The following is a 23450-nucleotide window of genomic DNA, read 5'->3' on the forward strand; positions in this document are numbered from 1 at the left end:
TATCATTTAAAAATTAACTGATACACCTAATAACACAGACATGTTAATCGGATACCCCTTTTCGTCAACCTCTGGATCCCACCCTTTCGGGAACTTGCTCAAACTAAATAAATCATTGGCTGACACATAAAAACGGACTGAATTCATGCTGATTTTTTTCGTCAAAACAGAAGGCAATGTATATCCTAATGTCAGATTTTTCATTCGCAGATAGCGACCATTGAACAACCAAAAATCTGACATCGCCATATTAGAATCAATATTGTTTCTCGTCAATCGTGGATACTTCACATTTGCATTTTCTGCATCCGTATTATTCACACTCCATACATTACCATCCAATAAATCAGGGAAGCCACCCCAGTTATAATACAATGGTTCCACCATATATCGAGTAATACGAACATTCTGTTTTCCTACACCTTGAAGCATCATTGAAAAATCAAAGCCCTTATAGGCAGCAGAAAAATTCACTCCAAAAGAATAACGAGGAAGAGATCCACCCAAAAGTACACGGTCATATTCCGATGAAATCTTACCATCAGGAACTCCATCTGGTCCAGATATATCCTTATACTTAATATCACCAACCATTGTATTATTGTTCAGTTTCGGAGAATTGTCCACATCCTCTTGAGTTAAAAACAGACCATCACTCAAATAGCCATACCATTCATTAAACTCGCTGCCTTCCATTTTCACTTGATCTCCCAAAAATTCGGTACCTCCCAAATCACCCATCTTTGATACGAAATCAGAAAGGTTAGCAGAAACAGAATAACTAAAATCACCAATTTGATCATGCCATCCTAATTCTATATCATAACCTGTAGTTTCCATATTACCGGTATTCACAAATGGATTATCATATCCGATAAATTTTGGAATTTCCAAAGCTAACAACATATCCTTTGTTTTCTTTTTGTAAAAATCAAAATTGAAACGCAAACGACTATTCAAAAAATTAGCATCTAAGCCAATATCCCAAGTCTCTGTTGTTTCCCAAGAAATATTGCGAACAGCATAATACTGTTGAGCTGCTGTTGTCACAGAAGATACAACATTTCCATTATAGAACAATGTTGAACCAAAATTCAAAGCTGATTGATATGGATAATAATTTTGTTTATCATTATCATCTATTCGTGTGATACGTTCATTACCTAATGTACCCCAAGAACCTCTTAGTTTCAAATATGACAACCAATTCCAGTTTAAGTTTTGCATAAACTTCTCTTCACTCATTACCCAACCGGCAGAAAAAGAAGGGAAGTTCGCCCAACGGCTATCCGGAGCAAAACGAGAAGAACCATCACGACGGAAATTCACCTGTAATAAATAACGATTGGCATAATTATAAGTAACTCGTCCAAAGAAAGAACGATAAGCATACTCTTCCGCATTGCCACCATTATCTCTCAACGTTTCAGGACCTAAATCCAAATAAGGAAAATTTGTCAATTCATATTGATCACGAGATGCACTCAAATTCTCCCAAAAAGCATAGTAATCTTCATAACCGATCATAGCTGAAAGATCATGCTGTTCAAACGATTTATTATAATTGGCAAAAAATTGCGTAGTTACGTCATAACTATCATTCCTATTCTCACTAAGATAGGTCGTAAAGAAACCATTATTATATCCTCGAACTTTATTAGGATCGTCTGCATATACATACGGCAATTGTTTACGAAAGCTTTTCACCTTATCAAAATTGTATGTAGGAGCAATAACTCCCGATATTTTCAATCCTTCAATAGGAGTAATATCAACACCCGCTTTACCTCCTAAACGATTTTTCCAAGTTGTCTTCGTTCCTCCATCGTGAAGCATCTGTACTATATTTCCGCCATCTTTAACATCTCCCCATGCTCCATTACTCCAATGAACGGCATAGATACCAGGAATCGATCTCCATTCTTTGTCCATAGGATTTTTATGCGGTTCTTCATTTCTTGAACGTGAATAGTTGACATCCAAATGAGCTTCTAACCAATTATTAATCTTAAAGTCATTATTAACACGGATCATATAACGTTCATAATTTCTATTGACATACAATCCATCCGTTTTATCATAACGGAAAGAAGCCTTTGTGCGTACAATTTTAGAACCTCCTGCAATATTTAATGAATGAGTTTGTCGTGGAGCAGAGTTACTCATAACCAATTCAGTCCAGTCCTCAACGGGGTATTTATCCGGATCTACCTCATGATACTTTAACCAATTATTCACTTGATCTTCCGTATATGTTTGATACCATCCTCCACTCGGATTATCATTATACCGGAGTTCATTAGTCATTTCCAAAAAGCGTTGAACTCCTACATATCCGGGAAGAGTTGTTGGTTTTTCCCAACCATATTCGAAATTATAGTTTAGCGATAAATCATCCTGCTTTGCTCGTTTTGTTGTAATCACAATAACACCAGCAGCGGCACGAGAACCATAAATAGAAGCTGATGCTGCATCTTTCAATACAGACATACTTTCAACATCATCCGGACTTACTTGGTTGATATCGCCCGGTACACCATCGACAATAACCAATGGACTCGTTTCACCGATAGTTGTTACACCGCGAACTTTAATACTGGCAGTAGCACCTGGATCACCACCACTACGTGTTACTGTGACGCCGGAAGCAGCACCTTGCAAGGCTGTGGACAATTGAGTCGTTTTGCGGGCTGCCAAATCATCTCCTTTAACAGCTGCAACAGCACCTGTCAAGTCTTTTTTCTTCATGGTTCCATATCCGACAACAACCACTTCGTCCAGCATTTCAGAATCTTCTTTCAGGCTGATCGCCAAATCAGTTTTACTGCCAATAATAATTTCGCTTGTAGTATATCCTATATAAGAAACGACTAATGTTGCACCAGGTGCAACATTAAGGGAGAACCTCCCTTCGATATCAGTAACGGTACCGTTTGTCGTGCCTTTTTCAACGACGTTCGCACCGATAATCGGTTCACCGTTTACATCTTTAATAACACCAGTGATCGCTTTCTGATTCTGTTGTACGCCCGGTACGGAAGAAACAGAGGACGGAGCTATCTTTATCAAGACTTGCCGATCTATAATCTGATAATTGTAACCGGTATTTTTCAGTACTTGAGCCAGCACTTCATCCAAAGTCGCATCCTTTACATTGATACTTGCCTTCTTATTTACATTCACTCTGTTGTCATTGAAAAAGAATGTAAATTCACTATTCTTCTCAATGTCCTTCAAAATCTCAATGATACTGCTATTCTGCTTATTCATGGATAATTTATAGCCCTGTGCGTAAGTTGAAGCAGATATACAGCAAGCGACTCCTATAGAAAATAAAGTCGTGAGTTTCATGATACGCTTAGTTTTTTTTAATAATGGGACACAAAGTGCCCGTTCATTACTTTTTTTCATAACTTTGTAATGTTTTTAATGAATATTAGCATGTCCACTCCGTGGTTTGAACATTTAAGGATGAACATGTTGTCGAAATCTCTAATTGGAAGGTGTTTGCCGACATCTTCCAATTTTTTTAGGTTAACAAATTTCCTTTCTCATAGGCATACTCCATATTTTAATAATTACTACTTTTAATATTGTACTATTATTTCTAAATTAATCTCTCTATATATAAATACACACGAGAAATCTTTTCCCCCTATTCTTATCGTAAATAATTTATAAAAAGATTATTTCGAGATTGTAACTAACGGGTCAAGCTGTAATTACCATCTTCCACCTCTTTATATTTTAATGGAGAAGACAGTTGAATCAACATCAATATCTTTTCCAGCGACTCATCCCTCACCTTAAAAGTAAACCGGTATTTGTCTGCCAAGTCTTTCTGGCACATCACCTTTCTGCCATACCACTGTTCGAGGCGCGGGATGATCATGGATAGTTTTTCGTTTTCGAAGCTCAGCATCTTTTGTTTGCGCCATGCCGTATATTTGTCGGCATCGACAATTTGTTTAGTGATTTTGCCGGATTGCCGGTCCATCAAGATCTTTTCGTTGGGAGAGACAAGGTATTCTCTCATTTTGTTTGTTTTCTTATCCGCCACACTTACCTTGATCTTTCCATTCAAAAGAATCGCTTCTATCTTATTTTCCATATCGTAGCTGAACAGTTCGAACGCCGTCCCCAATGCCTCCACGCTCATGTCCTCCGTATGGACGATAAAAGGTTTCTCACGATTCTTCGCCACATCGAAAAAAGCCTGCCCGGTCAATGTTATCTCACGCGTCTTACCGGAAAAACTGGCAGGATACGTCAGGCGGCTGCCCGGACCCATCTGTACTGTCGTTCCATCCGGCAAAGAGACGGATTCCATATTCTGGATACCGGAACTTACGACATACATCGGGACATTCGCCCTGTCCTGCAACGCAAAATAAGCGGTTCCGGCCACACCCAATACCAGCAAGATGGAGGCAACCATACTATATATCTTATAAAACACAACTTTCTGCCCTTCGCCATGCGACCAAACCTCCCTGCAAATATTCCGCCAGATAGACGGCTCGTCCGGGCAGTCGCTCCCTACTGCATCCGGAGCATTGTTCCACTGCCGCTCCATTTCTTTTGTCACCCGGCGGGATGATTGCAAGGCGATGCGCTCTTCTTCGGTCAGCGCATCCTGCATTAGTTTCTTAAGTATATATTTTTTGTCTTCGTATTCCATTTTAATTGCTTTACATAATATAAATACACACAAATTGCTCCTTCCCCCTATCCGATCCGGGAAAAAACAGATTATTTTAGCTCTTAACCGTACAAATTTCCTAAAAAATATGACAATATCCCCTCCAAAATAGGGGATTTAGAATAACGGTTTGATTTTTAGCTAAATATAAAAATACTTGTTTGTTAAAAAATATTACCCTTGCGGGTAATTTCATTTAAATGGGGTAGAAAATCGAATTAGATGCGGTAGTAGTTTCGATTTGAACCAACTGCTTTTTTAGATAAATGACAATAAGGGAAACTTCCGTCCATGTACTCTGTCCGTCAAGAATCACGGAATAGTAATAAAAACAAGATCGTCAATAAAATTTCTCACCACAAAAGGAGCTATATTTAATTCCTTTTCTTATTTTTGCAAGAAACCGTATCAGAGATAGCAGATGAGTAAAGGAACAAAAAGTATAGCCTTTTATTTGATGATGCTCCTGATCTTTGGCTCGCTTATGTATTTTATAGTCAAAGAAGGAGAAAGCCGGCAGGTCGAAACAGCTGTCCAGTCGATGCAAAACGCCCCCAGGGATATGGGGGAAGGATTTTTTGTGTTCTGGGATTCGGTCACTCATCATATCCAATCTTCAATCGGAATCCTCCTTCTGCAAATCATTACGATATTAATCGTCTGCCGCCTGTTCGGCTGGATGTTCCAAAAGATCGGGCAGCCCACCGTCATCGGCGAGATTGTGGCCGGTATCGTGCTCGGCCCGTCCGTGCTCGGACATCTCTTGCCGGAAGTATCCGTATTTCTCTTTCCTCCCGAATCATTAGGCAATATCACCATATTAAGCCAATTCGGCCTGATCCTTTTCATGTTCGCCATCGGTATGGAGCTGGACATCGGCGAAGTACGGAAAAAGCTGAAAGAGACCATCCTGATCAGCCATACCAGTACGATCGTTCCGTTTTTCTTCGGCATGCTGACAGCCTATTATGTCTATGAATCCTATGCCCATAAAGGGACACCGTTCCTTTCGTTCGCCCTGTTTATCGGGATTGCCATGAGCATCACGGCCTTTCCTGTTCTGGCCCGTATCATCCAGGAAAAAGGGTTGACCAAAACGCATTTGGGAACCATCTCACTGGCAAGTGCCGCCAATGGAGACATCACCGCCTGGTGCTTGTTGGCCGTCGTGATTGCCATCGCCCAGGCCGGCAGCATGCTGAGTGCCGTTTACAATATACTGTTTTCGATCCTGTATATTCTCTTCATGTTTTTTGCCGTTCGTCCTTTTTTACGGATGATCGGGCATATATACCATAATAAAGAGGTGATCGACAAAGCACTGGTAGCCCTGATGTTCCTGCTGTTGATCGTATCTTCCTATTTTACCGAGATATTAGGCTTGCATGCTCTTTTCGGCGCCTTTATTGCAGGTGTGGTTATGCCGGGAAACATCAAATTCCGCAAGATCATGACAGAAAAGGTGGAGGACGTGTCATTGGCGCTCTTCCTGCCGCTTTTCTTCGTTTCGACCGGACTGCGTACGGAGATCGGCTTGCTGAACACACCGGAACTTTGGGCCATGTGCGGAATCTTCATCGTGGTGGCTATTATCGGGAAGTTCGGAGGGGCCATGTTCTCCGCCCGTTTTGTCGGGGAAAGCTGGAAAGACAGCCTCTATATCGGGGCTTTGATGAATACGCGCGGTTTGATGGAGCTGGTCGTGCTGACAATCGGCTATGAGATGAAGATATTGCCGCCTTCCATTTTCGTGATGCTGGTTTTGATGACATTAGTCACGACCTTTATGACGACTCCGCTGGTTTCTTTCATCAAATTCTGCTTTAAAACCCGCGACAAGATCAAGGAGCACCGGGTATATGCAGAACCGACTGATGGGGCATTCAAAGTATTGCTTTCGTTCGGACGTGCCGGAAACGGCCAGATCATGCTCGATGTCGCCCACCAGATGTTTGCCCGTGGAAAGAACAAACTGGACCTGACGGCACTTCATCTGACTGTCGGCTCCGATGTCAATCCATTACATACGGATAACTTCGAGGAGGTGAGTTTCGGCCCTATCCTGTATGGAGCCAAAAAGTTAGGTATGCACATCCACACACGCTACGAGGTATCGAACAACGCCGGGCAGGATATTTGCGACATCGTCAACAACGAAGGATTCGACTTCCTATTGGTCGGTTCCGGTATTTCCATGAGCGACTCGCCGGACGATATTGAGGCTACCCGCTACCGCACTTCTTTTTATAACCGCTATTTCAAACGCTTCAAAGCTCCCGAATCCTGGTTTTATCCGGGTGCATTGCTGAAAGACAAGACAAAGATGTTTATCGCCCGCAGCAATTGCGACGTCGGCGTATTCATCAACCGCAATTTCGTAAAGGCCTCCAATGCCTTGGTCATCATCAGCTCCGAAGAAGACCTATTCCTGCTCGACTATACAAGGACATTGCTGAAAACGACTCACGGTTCTGTCGGCATCGTCAATAAAGCAAGTACGACGACTCCCGGATACGACAAGATCATCGAAGCGATCGAAGAATTTACGGCCACCGTCCCGCAAGCGAATCTGTTGCCGGATAAAGACCTGACACCGGGATTGTTCAATGGCTATAACTTCATGCTGATTAGCTACAACACCTGGAACGATGTATCCGAACACCGTAAAGAAGCACTTCAAAAAATGCCGTCGACATTGATCTTGAATAAGAACCAGCATAAGCAGGAAACGACAGTTTCATAAGCAGGAAGCATGCCAATCCGCTTGCCCCCGCGTTAAACGCGGAGACAGAGCAGTTTTGACATACTTTCCTCTTACAGTCAAGGCCGGTTATATTCAATTAGTATGTTGTCTTTTTATTCAAACCCGGCATGTACACCTTTGATGGAGAAGGAATCCGCTTCCCGTTTTTTCTCTCCGGTGTACATCCATTCGATGACATCTTCGTACGTCTTGCCGTCTTTGCTAACAACGGTCTTCACGACGTTCTTTCCGTCTGTCAGGGTGACATTATCTATAATATAATGTACATCAGTATAACCTTTATGGATGCCGGATAGTTCTTTGCCGTTCAGGAAAACTTTCGGTTCGCCGATATTGGAATAGACGGTGACGGAAGTAACTTTCTTCTCGCGGTCCACATTCCGGCGTTGTGTCAGGTACAGGACGGGATCTTCGCTCCAGTTTGCCTTGTACCAGAAATAAGAATCTTTCTTCGTCTTGCGGTCGAAAGTCACCATGCCCTTCATGTTACGGGCGGGCAGGTCGCCGCGGTTTGCCAGAGGTGTGGCGAAATCGAAGGTGTTCCACAAATAAGAAGCGACAATATAGGGATGCTTGGCGATCACGCTCCACTGGTATTCGTGCGTCTTCGTCTGGAAAGTTTCCGGATAGAAGGGCTTCGTCCAGTTAAGCGAATTGTCCAGGTATTCGGTCTGGTGGGCCAGGTTGGCATCGGCTCCATATTCCGTCAACATCAGTTTCTGGTTCGGATAGTTCTTTTCCAGGCCTTCCACCCACGGTTCGATGTCTTGCAATTTCTTTTCATACCAGCCGAAATAGCGGTTCATCCCCTGGATGTCGGCATTCAGGTTGACCGGATGTTCCATGTGCCCGTAACCGTTTACCGAAACGGTATAGCGGTCGGGATCTTCCGTCTTTGCCAGGTCATGCAAGGACTGGGTCAGTTCCTTTGTATATTCGTGCGGATGATAGACTTCGTTATGCAGCCCCCAAACATAGATGGACGGGTGGTTGAAGCTCTGGCGGATCAGTTCGCGGAGCTGGTTGCGGGCGTTCTCCGCTTCCTGTCCGGAGACACGGTTCACGAAAGGAATCTCCGCCCAGATGATCAACCCTAAGCTGTCGCAACGCGAATACAGGTAGTCCGACTGCTGGTAGTGGGCAAAACGGACGGTTGTCGCACCGATATCCATAATAGTAGCCAGGTCGAAGTCATGGTTTTCGTTCTTCAACGCACTGCCCAGCCCCCACCAGTCCTGATGGCGGGTAACGCCGTACATCGGATATTTCTCGCTATTCAGATAGAAACCCTCGCCGGCAACGATCTCATACTTGCGCAGGCCTAACGGCTGTACCACTTCGTCGATCACTTTCCCGTCCCGGATCAGGCGGCTCACGACCTTATATAAATAAGGATTCTTACGGCCCTGCCACAAGGTGGGATTCTTGATCTTGAAATCGGCTTCGAACGACTGTACGCCTTGCGGTGTCAGTTCGAACGACCGGCTTTGGGTAGCCACTTGTTTTCCCTCTTGATTATAAATCGTGTTCTGCAAAGTGAGCGGAGCCGGTTGCAACGTCCCATTATCCAACTTCACTCTGACTTTTACATCCGCTTGTTTTTTGGAAACATTCTTCTGGGTGATATAGACACCGGAAGAAGCGCAATCGGTTACACATATATTATAAGGATCTGTCACGATCAACCAAACCGGACGGTACATCCCGCCGTAAACGCCGAAAAGCACATGGTTGATAGGAATCACATCCGGGCGTGACGCATTGTCGGCTTTCACTATGATCTCGTTATCCGCTCCCGGTTTCAGCACCGTGCCGATCTCGCATGAAAAAGCGGAATAGGCTCCTTTATGAGTCGTAACAAGCGAACCGTTCACATACACTTCCGCTACGGCTCCCACACCTTCAAAGCGGAGAAACACGCGTTTCCCTTTCATTTCGGCAGGAAAGAAATATTGCTTCTTGTAGTAGGCAGGCCCTTCGTAGAAATTATCAAACTGCACCTGCATGTCTTTTGCATTCCATGTGTGAGGAATCTCGACCTCGGTCCATCCACTCTCCCATTTCGGCGCATTAACGGCCAGTTCCTTGCCTGCCGGCGCTTTCTTAAATACCCAGCCGGAATTAAACGACTCGACAATCCGGCCTTCCGCCTGTATTGCCAAGCAGAAACAGACCAACAATAAGGTTAAACTCAATACTCGTTTATTCATGATGTTTTAATTGATTGAATTGCAAAAATAGGATTATCAATTTGTTCCACCGTGTAAAATCATCTCAATCCTGTTCAAGATCGTCTCCAAATCGCTATCTTTGCGGAATAAGAGACGCACAGCCGTGCGTCTCTACGCATAAACCATGAAACTACAGATGATAAAAAGATTCTATACCGCACTAACAATATACTTGGTTATGCTATATGCAACCCCGGCATATAGCATAAATTTCTTCTTCTCCCACTTGGGAGTAGAAGATGGACTGTCGCAAGTTTCCGTCCTTGATATTTTCCAGGATTCGGACGGCTACATCTGGTTCGGGACGCGTAACGGCGCAAACCGCTATGACGGCTACGAATTTGTTGTCTATCAAAACGAAGTAAACAACAACGCGACATTAACAGACAACTATATCCGTGGATTTGCCGAAGACGACCGGAAGAATATCTGGATCGCGACTTCGAACGGGATCAACTGCATCGATTATAAAACAAAAAAGATAACCCGTTTCTACCCCAAAAGCATCGACAAGGAATGCTCCACCAACATCATCAACCGCCTATTGAAGCATTCGGACGGGAATGTCTATGCTTTCTGCAACCAGTCCATATTCAAATGCTGCATGAACCAGACAGTCGAAGCGATCTTTCCCGACACGGCAATCTCTTCACCGACCTATTCCGTAGCACAAGCTCCGGACAAGGACATCTACATCGGGACGGAGAGCAGCGGCTTGTACATCTATTCCGAGGACTGGAAACTAAAACAACACGTACCGGTCGACGGAACCATCACAGCCGTATTGCCGGACGACAAAGGGGACATATGGTTGGGAATGGACGAGACGGGGATTTGCCTCTTCAACAAAGAGAAAAAAAGCTTTACCCGGTTGCATAAGGACAATACCGGCCTCAGTAACAACTCGGTACGCACATTCGTCCCCTATGGCGACAGTTCCATTCTGGTCGGAACATTCCGAGGCTTGAATATATTGGATAAAAAAGAACTTACCATCGCTCCTGCCAATATCAATATTGCCGGGAAGGGAGGACTGAGCCACTACTCCATCCACAGCATGCTGATCGACAAAGACCAGACACTCTGGATCGGGACCTATTCGGCTGGAGTCAACTATCATAGCCCTTTTTACAGGCCGGTTTCCTATATCACGCCAAACGAATATGCCGGCATCATCGGCAAAGGAGAACAAGACGAGGACGGGAATATGTGGTTTGCAACAGAAGGCGCAGGATTGTTTTACTATAACCCGGAAAACGGGCGGCAACAGCTTTATCCCATCAAACCTCTTCATGAAGGAAATTACGAGATCAATATTATCAAATCGATCCTGATACAGGGAGACTCGATCTTGTGCTCCACCCATTTCGGATCAGTCTATTTATTTTCTATCCGGGACAAACAGTATAAAAAGCTGCTATACGACTTCCGGCACAACGACATTTTCTCCCTATACATCGACAAAAGCAAACGGCTCTGGATACCGACAAACAGCGACCAGGACTTAGTGATGGTCGACAGAGGGAGGCAGACCAACCGGTTCATAGCCGACGGCGTTTCCCGCTCTTTCAAATGGGTCACTGTGATCCATGAACTCGAACCGGACCTGTTTTTGTTCGGCACATTGTCCGACAGCCTTTACCTGTACGACATAAAGAAAGAAACCGTCCGCAACCTTTCCACCGAATTGCAACCGGATCCCAAGTTTGAAAAGTTAGGGAATATTACGGCCATTACGCAGGACGATGAAGGTTATGTATGGATTGCAACCAATAAAAACGGTTTATACCGCCTGAACCGGAATCTGAAACTGTCCAAACATTATCAACAAGAAGACGGGCTGTCCGATAGTTATATCAACTCGCTTACGATCGACCGACACCAAAATATCTGGGTGACGACGGGAAAATCCCTGTATAAACTGAATCGCACGACCGATATTTTCAGCGAAATGAAGATAGCCGACATTCCGGCAATGGAGTTTACACGATTTTCAGGCAACAGCATTTCTGCCGACGGCAGCATCTATTTTCCCGGAGACAAAGGAGTCCTTTTCTTCAATCCGGACAAGATTATGGTGAATCCAAACATCCCGCCCGTATATATTACTTCCCTGATCGTAAATAACGAAGACGACGTGACCGGAAACATTGAGAACAGGGACATTACACTCGGTTCCAACCAGAATAACATCACATTCAGGTACACGTCGCTAAACTTTATCCATTCCGAAAGAAACCAGTATGCCTACAAACTGGAAGGAGCCGACCCGACGTGGCATACGGTCGGCAACCGGCGGGAGGCCTATTACAGCAACCTGGCTCCCGGCACTTATACGTTCCGGATCAAAGCCTCTAACAACGACAACGTATGGAATCCCGAAGAAGCGACACTACGCATCACGATCGATCCGCCCTTCTACAAGACTTGGTGGGCTTACCTACTATACATTAGTATAATCACATTCGTCATCGTGAGAATCATCCGCCACCAGCACGATAAGCATGAACGGGAACGGGAACTTCGCTACAAACAGATGGAGCAGGACAAAGTCAACGAACTGCATGAGGAACGGATGCGCATGTTCACCAATTTCTCCCACGAACTGCGTACTCCCCTGACGCTTATCATCAACCCGCTAAACGACCTGATGCAATACGTCTCGTTCTCGCCCGAAATCAAGGAGACGCTCCAGCTGATCAAAAAGAACACCGGACGGATGTTGCTCTTGGTCAACAACCTGATGGATATACAGAAATACGAGGCCGGTAAAACGATCCTGCAAAAGACCAGTTTCAATTTCTCCGCCTTTATCCGCGAGATGTATCACTCCTTCGAGAGCGTGGCGGGCAACCGGGAGATCCGTTTCACGTTGGATAATGAGCTGCCGGAAACATATCAGGTTTGTTTCGACGAGGCGGAGATCGAAAAAATATTCTTCAACCTGCTCTCCAACGCCTTCAAATTCACACCTTCGGAAGGACAGGTGACCATCCGTGTCAGCACGATCACACAGGCTGAATGCGAACTGCTTCCCCATTTCCCGGCTCAATACAGTTCCATCCTGGTAGAAGCTAAATACCTGTTTATCGAGGTAATCGACACCGGGAAAGGGTTCAGCGAGCAGGAAGCGGAAAAGATTTTCGAACCTTTCTACCGTTCGCAGGAAGATATACACCGGCAGATTTCCGGTACAGGTATCGGGCTCAGCCTGACACGTTCCATCATTTTGCAGCATAACGGTTGCATCTGGACCGAAAGTTCGGAAGCGGAAGGCACTCGTTTCATGTTCCTCCTTCCCGACACCGAAAAACAGGAAGGAAGACAAACCGAAGCTCCCGTTCTGTCCAAGTCCGCTGAAATCAGCAAAAAGTTCGACTTGCTGGTCGAAGAGACCGAAAACAAGAACAAGCAGACGGTCTTGCTGGCCGACGACAACCAGGAAGTGCTTCAATATCTGGAACAACAGCTCAGTCTCGACTATATCGTGGTCAAGGCATTTAATGGCAAAGAGGCGTTGGCGATGATCGAGGAGTCATACCCTCATATCGTTATCAGCGATGTCATGATGCCCGAAATGAACGGGCTCGAACTTTGCAAACGCATCAAGGAAAACCAGAACTATTGCCATATACCGGTTATCCTGCTCACCGCCAAGTCTATGATATCGCAGATCGAAGAAGGCCTGGATGCCGGTGCAGACGACTATATCGTGAAACCGTTCCAGATATCTTTGCTCAAAGCCCGCATCCGGAACATCCTTTCCCTGCGCGAGAAAATGAAAACGATGTATGGCGACACGCTTTCCCTCAAACAACTCGGAGTGGAAGAGCCGAAAGAGCACGACGATTTCCTGGGTCGATATATCGAGATCGTAAAAGCCAATATCTCGAATCCCGAACTCGACGTGTCGGTCATTTATGAGACATTGGGAATGAGCCGGACCAATTTTTACAGGAAAGTAAAGACCGTAACCGGACTCTCCCCTATCGAACTGATCAAAAATATCCGCTTGGAGGCAGGGGCGAAACTTTTAAAGGAATCGGATATGAACGTTTCCGAAATAGCCCAGCACATCGGCTTCAGCAGCCGCTCGTATTTTGCCCGTAGCTTTAAAGCTGCCTACGGAATGTCTCCGACGGAATACCAGGAAACAGCATCTCAAAACTAAGGGTGTATCTATCAAAATTCATCAAAATAAATGTTTTTTAGCACGTTGGTATGTTTTTATCCCCTTTTGGAATAAAATTACACGCGCTTGGCTTGTATCTTTCATTCTTTTGACACAAAAAACAAATAGGACCGACAGGTTAATTATTAATTGTTTAATGTGCTAATAAATTATGAAAGGCATGAACAGACAACTACGAGGGAATTTGCCACCCAGTAAAAAGGCAAACGGAAAGAATAGATTTCTTTCTTTATTATTACTCTTTATGGCGTTTATATCCGTACAGGTATATGCGCAGGATGTAAAAATTTCAGGTACGGTAATCGCAGATGCCGACAAGTATCCGATCATCGGAGCCAACATTGTCGTAAAAGGAACAACCATCGGTACAGTCACCGATGCGGACGGCAACTTCTCCCTTGACGTTCCCCAAAACTCTACAATCGTTGTCTCTTACATCGGTTGCGAAACACAAGAAATCAAAGTCACAGGATCAAAAACCCTAAGCATTGTTTTAAAAGACAATGCGATCGGTTTGGACGACGTTGTCGTAATCGGTTACGGTTCGCAACGCAAATCGGACTTGACAGGGGGCATTGTGGCTGTCGGGGAAGAAAAACTCCAGATGGTTACGACAAACAACTTGCTCGACAAATTGGCAGGACAGGTTCCGGGTATGAATGTCACGACCGGCAATGCCAAACCGGGCGAAGACCAGTCGCTGCGCGTCCGTGGTGAAAACTCGCTGAGTGCGGACAACTCTCCGCTGATCGTAATGGACGGTATTCCTTATAGCGGTTCTTTAGGTGACATCGATCCGGATATCATCGAAAACATGTCTGTATTGAAAGATGCATCTTCAGCTGCTATCTACGGTTCACGCGGTGCAAACGGTGTGATCCTAATCCAGACTAAAAAAGGTAAAAAGGGAGCACCGACAGTCACGTATAAGGGACAGGTCGGCATGCAACAGGCACAGCGCCGCATCGACATGATGAAAGGTGCCGAATATGTAAAATACACGCAAGACTACAACCGCATGAAATACGGTTATTCCGGAGACCAACTCGACCCACTTGTACTTTTGAATCCGAGCGAACGTGCGAACTACCAGAACGGTTCAGAACTGGACTGGCAGGATATCATGTTCCGTAATGCTTTAACCACCAGCCACCAGATCAGTATTTCCGGAGGAACAGAGGCTACAACCTATATGGCATCGATTTCTCACCTGAAAGAAGATGGGGTTATGGAAAATACCGGACTAAAACGTACCAACATCGCGTTGAACATCACACAGGTTTTAAATAAATGGTTAACCGTCGGAATGGGAACGCAAGCGATCCAAAAAGAATTCGGAGGAGAACAACCTTATCTGGAAGCCGGACTGAAAATGAGTCCTTATGGTGTTTATAAAGATGAAAACGATCGTTACGTTGACTACCCGATGGATCAAACTTTGTTCTACAATCCGATGGCCAATATAGACGCGACAAACGACAAAACAAACCGTAATGTATTCATTTCGACCTTTGCGGAAATTCAGTTCCCAATCGACGGTCTGTCTTTCCGTACAAATTTCGGTTACAACTACCGTAACAATTTTGTCGGATCTTATTACGGAAGAAATACTCTTTCCGGTAAAAAGGTGAACGGTTCCGCCTCCATAGAGAATATCCACTACTACGATTACACTTGGGAAAATCTTTTGAAATACAACAAGACATTCGGTTTACATAAAATTGATGCCACAGCCTTATTCAGTATGCAGGAAACAACTAAAAAGGAAGCGAAAGAATCAGGCGAAAGTTTTGTAAATGACGATTCCGAATATCACAATATGGCTGGTGCCGAAAAGAACAAAGAAATCACGTCCAAACTGACAGAAACAGCCATGTTATCTTACATGTTGCGTTTGAATTATTCATATGCAAACAAATATTTGCTGACACTGACAGGACGTTCCGATGGTTACTCTGCTTTCGGTAAGAATAATAAATATGCATTCTTCCCTTCTGTCGCCGCAGCATGGAACATCTCTTCCGAAGAGTTTATGGAAAGTCAATCAAACTATATGGACATGTTGAAAATCCGTCTTTCATGGGGTTCTAACGGTAATCAGGCCATTAACCCTTATCAGACACTTGACCGTTTGACACTGACCAACTACATTTGGGGTGACAACGGAACGATTGTAAACGGAGCTTATCTGCCGACAAACGGCGTCGGTAATCCTAATCTGAGATGGGAAACTTCACGTACAATCAATGCCGGTATCGACTTCAGTTTCTTTAACGGACGTCTTTCTGGTAACATCGATATGTATGTAGTCAACACAAGCGACTTGCTTATGAGCCGCACCGTACCTTATATGAACGGCTACAAATCCATCATGGACAATGTCGGTAAAACTCGTAACAAGGGTGTAGAAATAGCATTGAATTCTGTCAACATCCAGAACAACGATTTCAGTTGGACCACAAATGTCAACTTCTCGCTGAACCGCGACAAAATTATCGAACTGCGTGGCGACGGTAAAGACGATATCACAAACAAATGGTTCATCGGAGAACCTCTACGTGTATTCTACGACTACAATGTTGTCGGGACATGGCAAGAAAATGAAACATACGTTGAAAACGGACACACAATCAGTTGGGATGCAACAAGTGGAAAATTCCTTAATGAAGAAGGTGTGGAATATCAGAAAGGTGCCGTTCCCGGTTCTGCAAAACTTGAAGATAAAGACGGGAATGGTTCCATCACGGCTGATGATAAGAAAATCATCGGTTCTAAACTGCCGAGCTTCCTGCTGTCGATGGGTAACCGTTTTGATTACAAAAACATCTATTTTTCTTTCTTGTTAAATGGTGTATTCGGACAGACAAAAGAACTGCATGATTACAACTTCGACCGCTGGATGCCTACATTCAACTACATCAGCGGAATGGATTACTGGACGCCGGAAAATCCGACAAACGAAATGACTTCTCCGGTTTATGTTCCTTACGATAAACATTCATTCTACAAAAAGATGAATTATGTCAATATCAAGAATATCACCATCGGATACACGTTCCCGAAGACAGCCTTGAATGCAATTGGAATCAGCTCGCTGAGTATCAATGCAAGTGTCAATAACCTCTATACTTTCAGCAACATAGACAACTGGTTAAACTTGGAAGATAGCGATGCTAACAGAAATATCCTCGTTACCTATCCGACAGCCCGTTCTTACATGTTTGGATTAAATCTTACTTTCTAACATTATAATTGAATTTGAATATGAAAAATATATTAGCAACTGCCGCTGCTGCATTTTTATTGGTGACATCAACCGGTTGTTCCGGTTTTCTGGATGAAGAGCTAAAAAGCTCGCTGGCTCCGGATAATACATACACAAGCAGCTATGGCTTCGAAGTTGGCGTGAACGGATTATACGGTTGGGCCCGTTCCGAATTTAACACATGGGGAGACGCAACCACAAGCCAGGGACAAGCTTGTCCATACGAATCATTCCAGGTTGCGACCGATATTGTCTATACCGGTCATGGTGACGGTTCATTGGTTCCTTTTGAGAATCTATCTTATACATCTTCCACCACATTCGTTACATCTTATTGGAATTGGGGATATGGCCTGATTGCTTCTGCAAATGAAATTCTCGAATATTCGGAAGGCGATGTTAATTGGGACGAACCGACCGACAAAGCCTATTACCAAGCTGTCGCCCGTTTCTTCCGTGCTTACGCATATCGGTATCTTGTATATCTATACGGAGATGTTCCTTACGTTGATAAAATTGAAAAAGATTTCCGTATAGATTTTACCCGCACACCCAAAGCGGAAGTTTTAGGCAAAATGATTGAAGACTTGCAGTTTGCAATCGAAAACCTTCCGGAAGATCCTGACAAAGTAGAAGTAGGCCAGTTAACAAAATGGGCTGCTCAACATATGCTTTCGGAAGTATATCTCATGGCAGGCAAATATGCGGAAGCAGAAACAGCAGCAAAAGCTGTAATCGATTGCGGTTACTTCAATCTGATGACTTCACGCTTCGGTGCAGACAAAGATGAAGCCGGTGACCCATTCTCCGATATGTTCAAAGAGTACAACCAGAACCGTACTTCCGGTAATATGGAAAGTATCTGGGTTATGCAGCTCGAATACAACACGACCGGAGGTGGCGGGGAATATGAAGACTGGACAAAACGTGCCTGGGTTCCCAAATACTACAACGAAGACGGTTTTGTGCTGGCAGACTCTTTAGGAGGACGTGGTTTGGCACAGATCGTTCCGTTCAAATGGTGGATCGACAGCAACGACTTCTTCGCTTCAAGCGATATCCGTAACTCGGAATACAACATCAAGAGAAACTGGTATTACAACGATGCTTCCTCCGATAAATACGGAAAGAAAGCCGAAATCACAGAGGACACATGGACTAAGTTCACCGTATATCCAGCTGTCACGAAATTCTTCTACGGAAAATCTGAAAACTTGAGCTACGGTGGTAACAATAAAGACCGTATGAAGTTCCGTCTGGCTGAAACATATCTGCTATTGGCTGAAGCACGCCTAATGCAAAACAATGCACAAGGAGCCGCAGATGCGATCAATGTAATTCGCAAACGCGCCAATGCACCGGAAATTACAGCCAAAGATGCTACGATTGACTTCCTGCTGGACGAACGTATTCGTGAATTGGTTGGTGAAGAATTGCGCCGGTTTACACTGGTTCGTACAGGCAAATTGGTTGAGCGCGTAAAAAAATACAACTCTCACAGCAATACGATGGACGAGCACCACACATTGTGGCCGATCCCGCAGACCATCATTGACTCTAACACAGGAGCCGAGTTTCCGCAGAATCCGGGATATTAAACAATGAATACCTACTGACGGACACACTTATATGGTGAAAGGGGAAGTTCTTGCAAAAGGGACATCCCCTTTCTTTTTGCTAAAAATCATTGGATTTGGTACATTTTTTAATCATTTTGAGATGATATTATTATATTCAGAGCCTTATCTTTCCTATTTTTGGTGCAGAATTAAAAGAAACATAACAAATATCATGAAAACTACAATCAAGTACATCTGTACAGGCCTCTCACTTTGCGCTTGTACCTGTTTAGTAAATAATCTGCCGGTACAGGCCGAAACGACAAATACCGCTGTTACCGCAACGGCAAGCAACTGGAACCGGCAAAGCGTCATGGACGTTGCCCGCCGGGTGGCTGACTGGCAGATCAAGGATTATCCCGAAAACAAATATGCCAAGAGTGAACCGCGCGGATGGGTTCCGGGAGCACTCTATATGGGGATGTTCGACTGGGCGGAGTTAAGCAATGACAACACCTACTACGACTGGCTGAGAAAGATTTTCAACCGCCAGAGCTGGCAGGTTGCCAACCGGATGTATCATGCAGATGACGTTTGTATCGCACAAACCTACATCGATTTCTATAATAAGGAAAAGAATGAGAATATGCTGAAACCGACCATCGCCCGCGCCGACTGGGTTTTGAACAATCCTTCCAACGGAAGCATGGATCTCGATTACAGCAAAGGCAGCACGATCGAACGCTGGACCTGGTGCGACGCCCTCTTCATGGCACCCGGCGTCTACACGCGACTCTATACGCTGACCGGTAACCGTAAATACATGTATTTTGCCGACGGCGAATTTCGTGCCACTTACAACCACCTATATGATAAAGACGAAGATCTGTTCTATCGCGACAGCCGCTACATCGGACAGAAAGAAGCCAACGGCAAGAAGATTTTCTGGGGACGCGGCAACGGTTGGGTAATCGGAGGATTGGCTGAAATCCTGAAGACACTCCCGGCGGAAGATACCGAGTTTCGTCCTTTCTATCTCGAACTTTATAAAGAAATGTCAGAGCGCCTCGCCGGATTGCAAGGAAAAGACGGTTACTGGCATGCCAGCCTGCTGGACCCGGACAGCTATCCTTCGCCTGAAACAAGTGCGACCGGATTTATCGTTTACGGCCTGGCATACGGAATCAACCAGGGTTATCTGCCGGCAGACAAATATCTGCCTGTTGTAAAAAAAGGTTGGGAAGCATTGGTTGCCGCCGTTGAAACGGACGGGAAATTAGGTTGGGTCCAGCCGGTAGGGGCCGATCCGAAAAAGGTGACACGCGACATGACCGAACTTTACGGTACAGGGGCATTCCTGATGGCAGCCTGCGAAGTGTATAAATTGGCCAAATAGATTTCATGATTAAATGATGATTTATGAAATACTGTATCATACTCCTTTCTTTCTTCTTTACGACTCTGTCAAATGCATCAGAAATGCCCCGGAACGATCTTGCTGGGCCGGAAAACATTAACGATTTGAAAGTACAGATTCAATGGATAAACCCAACTGCCATACGCGCTTATCTGAACGATACAAAAACATTGTTAGGAGAGAAATCTCCGGCACTTTACGAAAAACTTTCCCGCTTGGAAACGCTTCTGCCCGAAGTACAACAAGCACTTTCCGGCAATGTTTCCGCCGAGGCAATTGACAAGGCACGGAAAGTTTTGGCGTTGAAACGTGAGATTATCCTGGCCAATCCGCTATTGGATATGGACAAGATCATTGTGGCCCGCTACCGTTTGGGCGACAAGGCCCGTAAGGCAATGGGACCATCGATGGGTACTTCGACAGCTAATTACAATTCACTCTTTTCCAATTCGCGCAAAGGATATGATGCCGAAATCGATCTGCTCAGCAATCTGCGCGGTAAAACCGAAAGTAACCGCATCTATAAACCGGAATCCGATGTCCCTGTTTCTGATATTCAGCTCCACTGGGATGCCGGCCACCTGCTATTTTCTTCGCTTGACGAAGACCGGAAATGGCAGATCTACGAAATGAACATCGACGGAAGCGGACTCCACCGGAAGATCACCGTCGATGAGCCGGACCTGGAATTTTGCGATGCCAATTACCTGCCGGACGGTAAAGTGGTGGCGACGACCAATATCGGTTACAACGGCGTGCCTTGCGTACATGGCGACGATGTGGTAGCCAACCTTGTCTCTTTTGATCCGCAGACGCGTGCCTTGCGCCGCCTCACCTTCGACCAGGACGGAAACTGGTCGCCGATCGTGATTCCGAACGGACGCATCATGTACACCCGCTGGGAATATACGGACCTGACACACTATTTCTCCCGTATCGTGATGCACATGAACCCCGACGGGACGGAAAACAAAGCGCTCTACGGGAGCGGTTCCTACTTCCCGAACAGCACGTTCGACATGAAACCGCTTTCCAAGCACAGCAGCCGCTTCATCGGCATTATCTCCGGCCACCACGGGACGGCCCGTTCGGGACGGCTCGTCATCTTCGATCCTGCCAAAAGCCGGAAAGAAGAAAAGGGGATGATACAGGAACTGCCGTTCAAAGACCGTCCGATCGTCCCGATCATCAAAGACGAATTGGTGGAAGGTGTCTGGCCTCAGTTCATGAAGCCGTTTCCGCTCAGCGAAAAGTATTTCCTGGTCGCCTGCAAACCGGCTAAGGATGCACTTTGGGGAATTTACTTAGTCGACGTTTTCGATAACCTGACACTCATTGCCGAGCAGGAAGGAGAAGGCCTGACCGCTCCCATCCCGCTGGTAAAACGCGAAACACCTCCCGTCATCCCCTCTAAGATCAAGCCGGACAGCAAAGAGGCAACGGTCTTCATCCAGGATATCTACGAAGGAGAGGGTACGCAGGGTGTTCCCCGCGGCACGATCAAGGCGCTCCGTATCTTCGCATACGAGTATGCCTATATCTTGGCGCCTTCCGACCACGATGCACAGGGAATACAGAGCGGATGGGACATCAAGCGCGTACTCGGAACAGTCCCGGTCGAGGAAGACGGTTCCGCACTGTTCACCATTCCGGCCAACACGCCGGTTTCTATCCAGCCGTTGGATAAAGACGGGGCGGCCATCCAGTGGATGCGCAGCTGGCTGACGGGGATGCCGGGCGAGATCGTCTCCTGCGTCGGTTGCCACGAGGATCAGAACAGTATACCCATTCCCAAACGCACGATTGCCTCGGCCAAGCAGGCACGCCGGTTGGAAACACCGGAAGGAGGCGTCCGCCCTTTCACTTTCCGCCTGGAAGTGCAACCGGTACTGGACCGTAACTGCGTGTCTTGCCACAACGGGAAAAATGCCGAGCCAGATTTCCGCAAAGACCAGATGGTCACTTATAAAAGAGGAATATTGACGAAGATCAACAAGCAATACGACCAGAGTTATCTGAACCTGCATCCGTACGTGTACCGCCAGGGACCGGAATCGGACATCTATGTTCTCAAACCGGCCGAGTTCCATGCGAGCAACAGCGAACTGGCCCGCATCCTGCAAGCCGGACACCACGGGGTACAGGTTCCGGAAGAGGACATGCGAACGCTCTATACCTGGATCGACCTCAACGCGCCTTACTACGGAGCTTTCACCCAGATCGACCTGAAGCCCGAATCGCCGAAGGGCCAGGTGGAACGCCGTATGGAGCTGGCCGAGAAGTACAGCGGTGTACGGGTAGACTGGCAAAAAGAGATTGCCGACTATGCCGACTGGCTGAAAGAAAACAAAAAAGCAGACGGCATTACCGGAGCGACGACCGGCGAGACAATCGAGACAAAAGGACCCGCCAAACCGATCCGCCCGGTCAAAGTAAAAGGATTCCCGTTCGACAAGCAGACGGCGACTGCCCGGCAAGCAGCCAAAGGCGAAACTTCCCGCCGCCTGTCCATCACCCCGGATATCCATATCGACTTGGTATGGATTCCCGCCGGCAGCTTCGCGATGGGCGACAACCGGACGCCTTCCGCATCGCCAGCATTCAAGGCAAACGTAAAGGAAGGATTCTGGATGAGCACGACCGAAATCACAAATGAACAGTTCCGCGCACTTTTCCCGGAACACGACAGCCGGTACATCGGACAGACCTGGAAGGATCATACGACTCCCGGCTATGCGGCCAACCAGCCCGAACAGCCAGTCGTACGCGTCAGCTGGGACGAAGCGAACGCCTTCTGCCAAAAACTCAGCAAGATATTGGGCTGCAACACCTCCCTTCCTACCGAGACACAATGGGAATGGGCGGCACGTGCGGGAAGTGCGGATGATTTCTGGTTCGGATCGGCAGACAGCGACTTCGGCTCTTTCGAGAACTTGGCAGACAGTACGACTGTCGATCTGGCGGTAACAGGCGTAGATCCGAAGCCGATGCGGGCAAACGATCCCATGCGCAAGTTCTGGGATTTCCTGCCGAAAGTCCTGAACGTAAACGACCATCAACTGATCAGTTGCCCGGTCGCCTCTTACCAACCCAATCCCTGGGGATTGTACGACATGAACGGGAACGTGGCGGAGTGGACGGCATCCGATTACATTCCTTATCCTTTAAAAGAAAAGGCAAACAAGGAAGTTGCCGAAAAGAAAGTCGTACGCGGCGGCTCCTGGCGCGAACGTCCCAAATACTCCACATCAGCCGTCCGCAAAGCCTACCTGCCCTGGCAAAGGCCGATGAATGTGGGATTCAGGATCATAATCAGGTGA

The 23450-nt window shown here is 46.0% G+C and carries 9 protein-coding genes; 6 read left to right on the top strand and 3 right to left on the bottom strand.

The annotated features are described in order from the left end of the window. Nucleotides 1-6: 6 nt before the first annotated feature. Nucleotides 7-3411: a TonB-dependent receptor gene (locus tag H8S65_RS10390; protein WP_186929917.1), complete on the bottom strand. Its 3405-nt coding sequence runs from the start codon at nt 3409-3411 to the stop codon at nt 7-9. Nucleotides 3412-3703: 292 nt separating this feature from the next. After that, the gene (locus H8S65_RS10395; protein ID WP_186929918.1) at nt 3704-4681 is read right to left on the bottom strand and encodes a FecR family protein; all 978 of its coding nucleotides are present in this window, start codon (nt 4679-4681) and stop codon (nt 3704-3706) included. Between the two features lie 442 nt (nt 4682-5123). Between H8S65_RS10395 and H8S65_RS10400 the strand changes: the two genes are divergently transcribed. Continuing rightward, complete coding sequence (locus tag H8S65_RS10400; protein WP_186929919.1) at nt 5124-7445, top strand: cation:proton antiporter; 2322 nt, start codon at nt 5124-5126, stop codon at nt 7443-7445. Nucleotides 7446-7558: 113 nt separating this feature from the next. On the opposite strand, the gene H8S65_RS10405 is transcribed toward H8S65_RS10400, so the two are convergent. Beyond that, the gene (locus H8S65_RS10405; protein WP_186929920.1) at nt 7559-9676 is read right to left on the bottom strand and encodes a glycoside hydrolase family 2 protein; all 2118 of its coding nucleotides are present in this window, start codon (nt 9674-9676) and stop codon (nt 7559-7561) included. Nucleotides 9677-9875: 199 nt separating this feature from the next. Here H8S65_RS10405 and H8S65_RS10410 point away from each other — a divergent pair, with 199 nt between their 5' ends. From H8S65_RS10410 to H8S65_RS10430, 5 genes are all read left to right on the top strand, one after another. Continuing rightward, the gene (locus H8S65_RS10410) at nt 9876-13868 is read left to right on the top strand and encodes a hybrid sensor histidine kinase/response regulator transcription factor (protein ID WP_255489165.1); all 3993 of its coding nucleotides are present in this window, start codon (nt 9876-9878) and stop codon (nt 13866-13868) included. A 181-nt stretch (nt 13869-14049) separates the two neighbouring features. Beyond that, a complete protein-coding gene (locus H8S65_RS10415; protein ID WP_186929922.1) occupies nt 14050-17133 on the top strand; it encodes a SusC/RagA family TonB-linked outer membrane protein in 3084 nt (1027 codons plus the stop codon). A 20-nt stretch (nt 17134-17153) separates the two neighbouring features. Further along, nucleotides 17154-18752 (top strand): RagB/SusD family nutrient uptake outer membrane protein, encoded by a 1599-nt coding sequence (locus H8S65_RS10420; protein ID WP_186929923.1) that lies wholly within the window; start codon nt 17154-17156, stop codon nt 18750-18752. Between the two features lie 34 nt (nt 18753-18786). Continuing rightward, nucleotides 18787-20109, top strand: a complete 1323-nt coding sequence (locus H8S65_RS10425) for a glycoside hydrolase family 88/105 protein (protein WP_186929957.1) — start codon at nt 18787-18789, stop codon at nt 20107-20109. Nucleotides 20110-20192: 83 nt separating this feature from the next. Continuing rightward, nucleotides 20193-23450: an SUMF1/EgtB/PvdO family nonheme iron enzyme gene (locus H8S65_RS10430; protein ID WP_436277875.1), complete on the top strand. Its 3258-nt coding sequence runs from the start codon at nt 20193-20195 to the stop codon at nt 23448-23450.

Origin of the sequence: Parabacteroides hominis, from assembly GCF_014287585.1 — a bacterium.
Classification (GTDB): Bacteria; Bacteroidota; Bacteroidia; order Bacteroidales; family Tannerellaceae; genus Parabacteroides; species Parabacteroides hominis.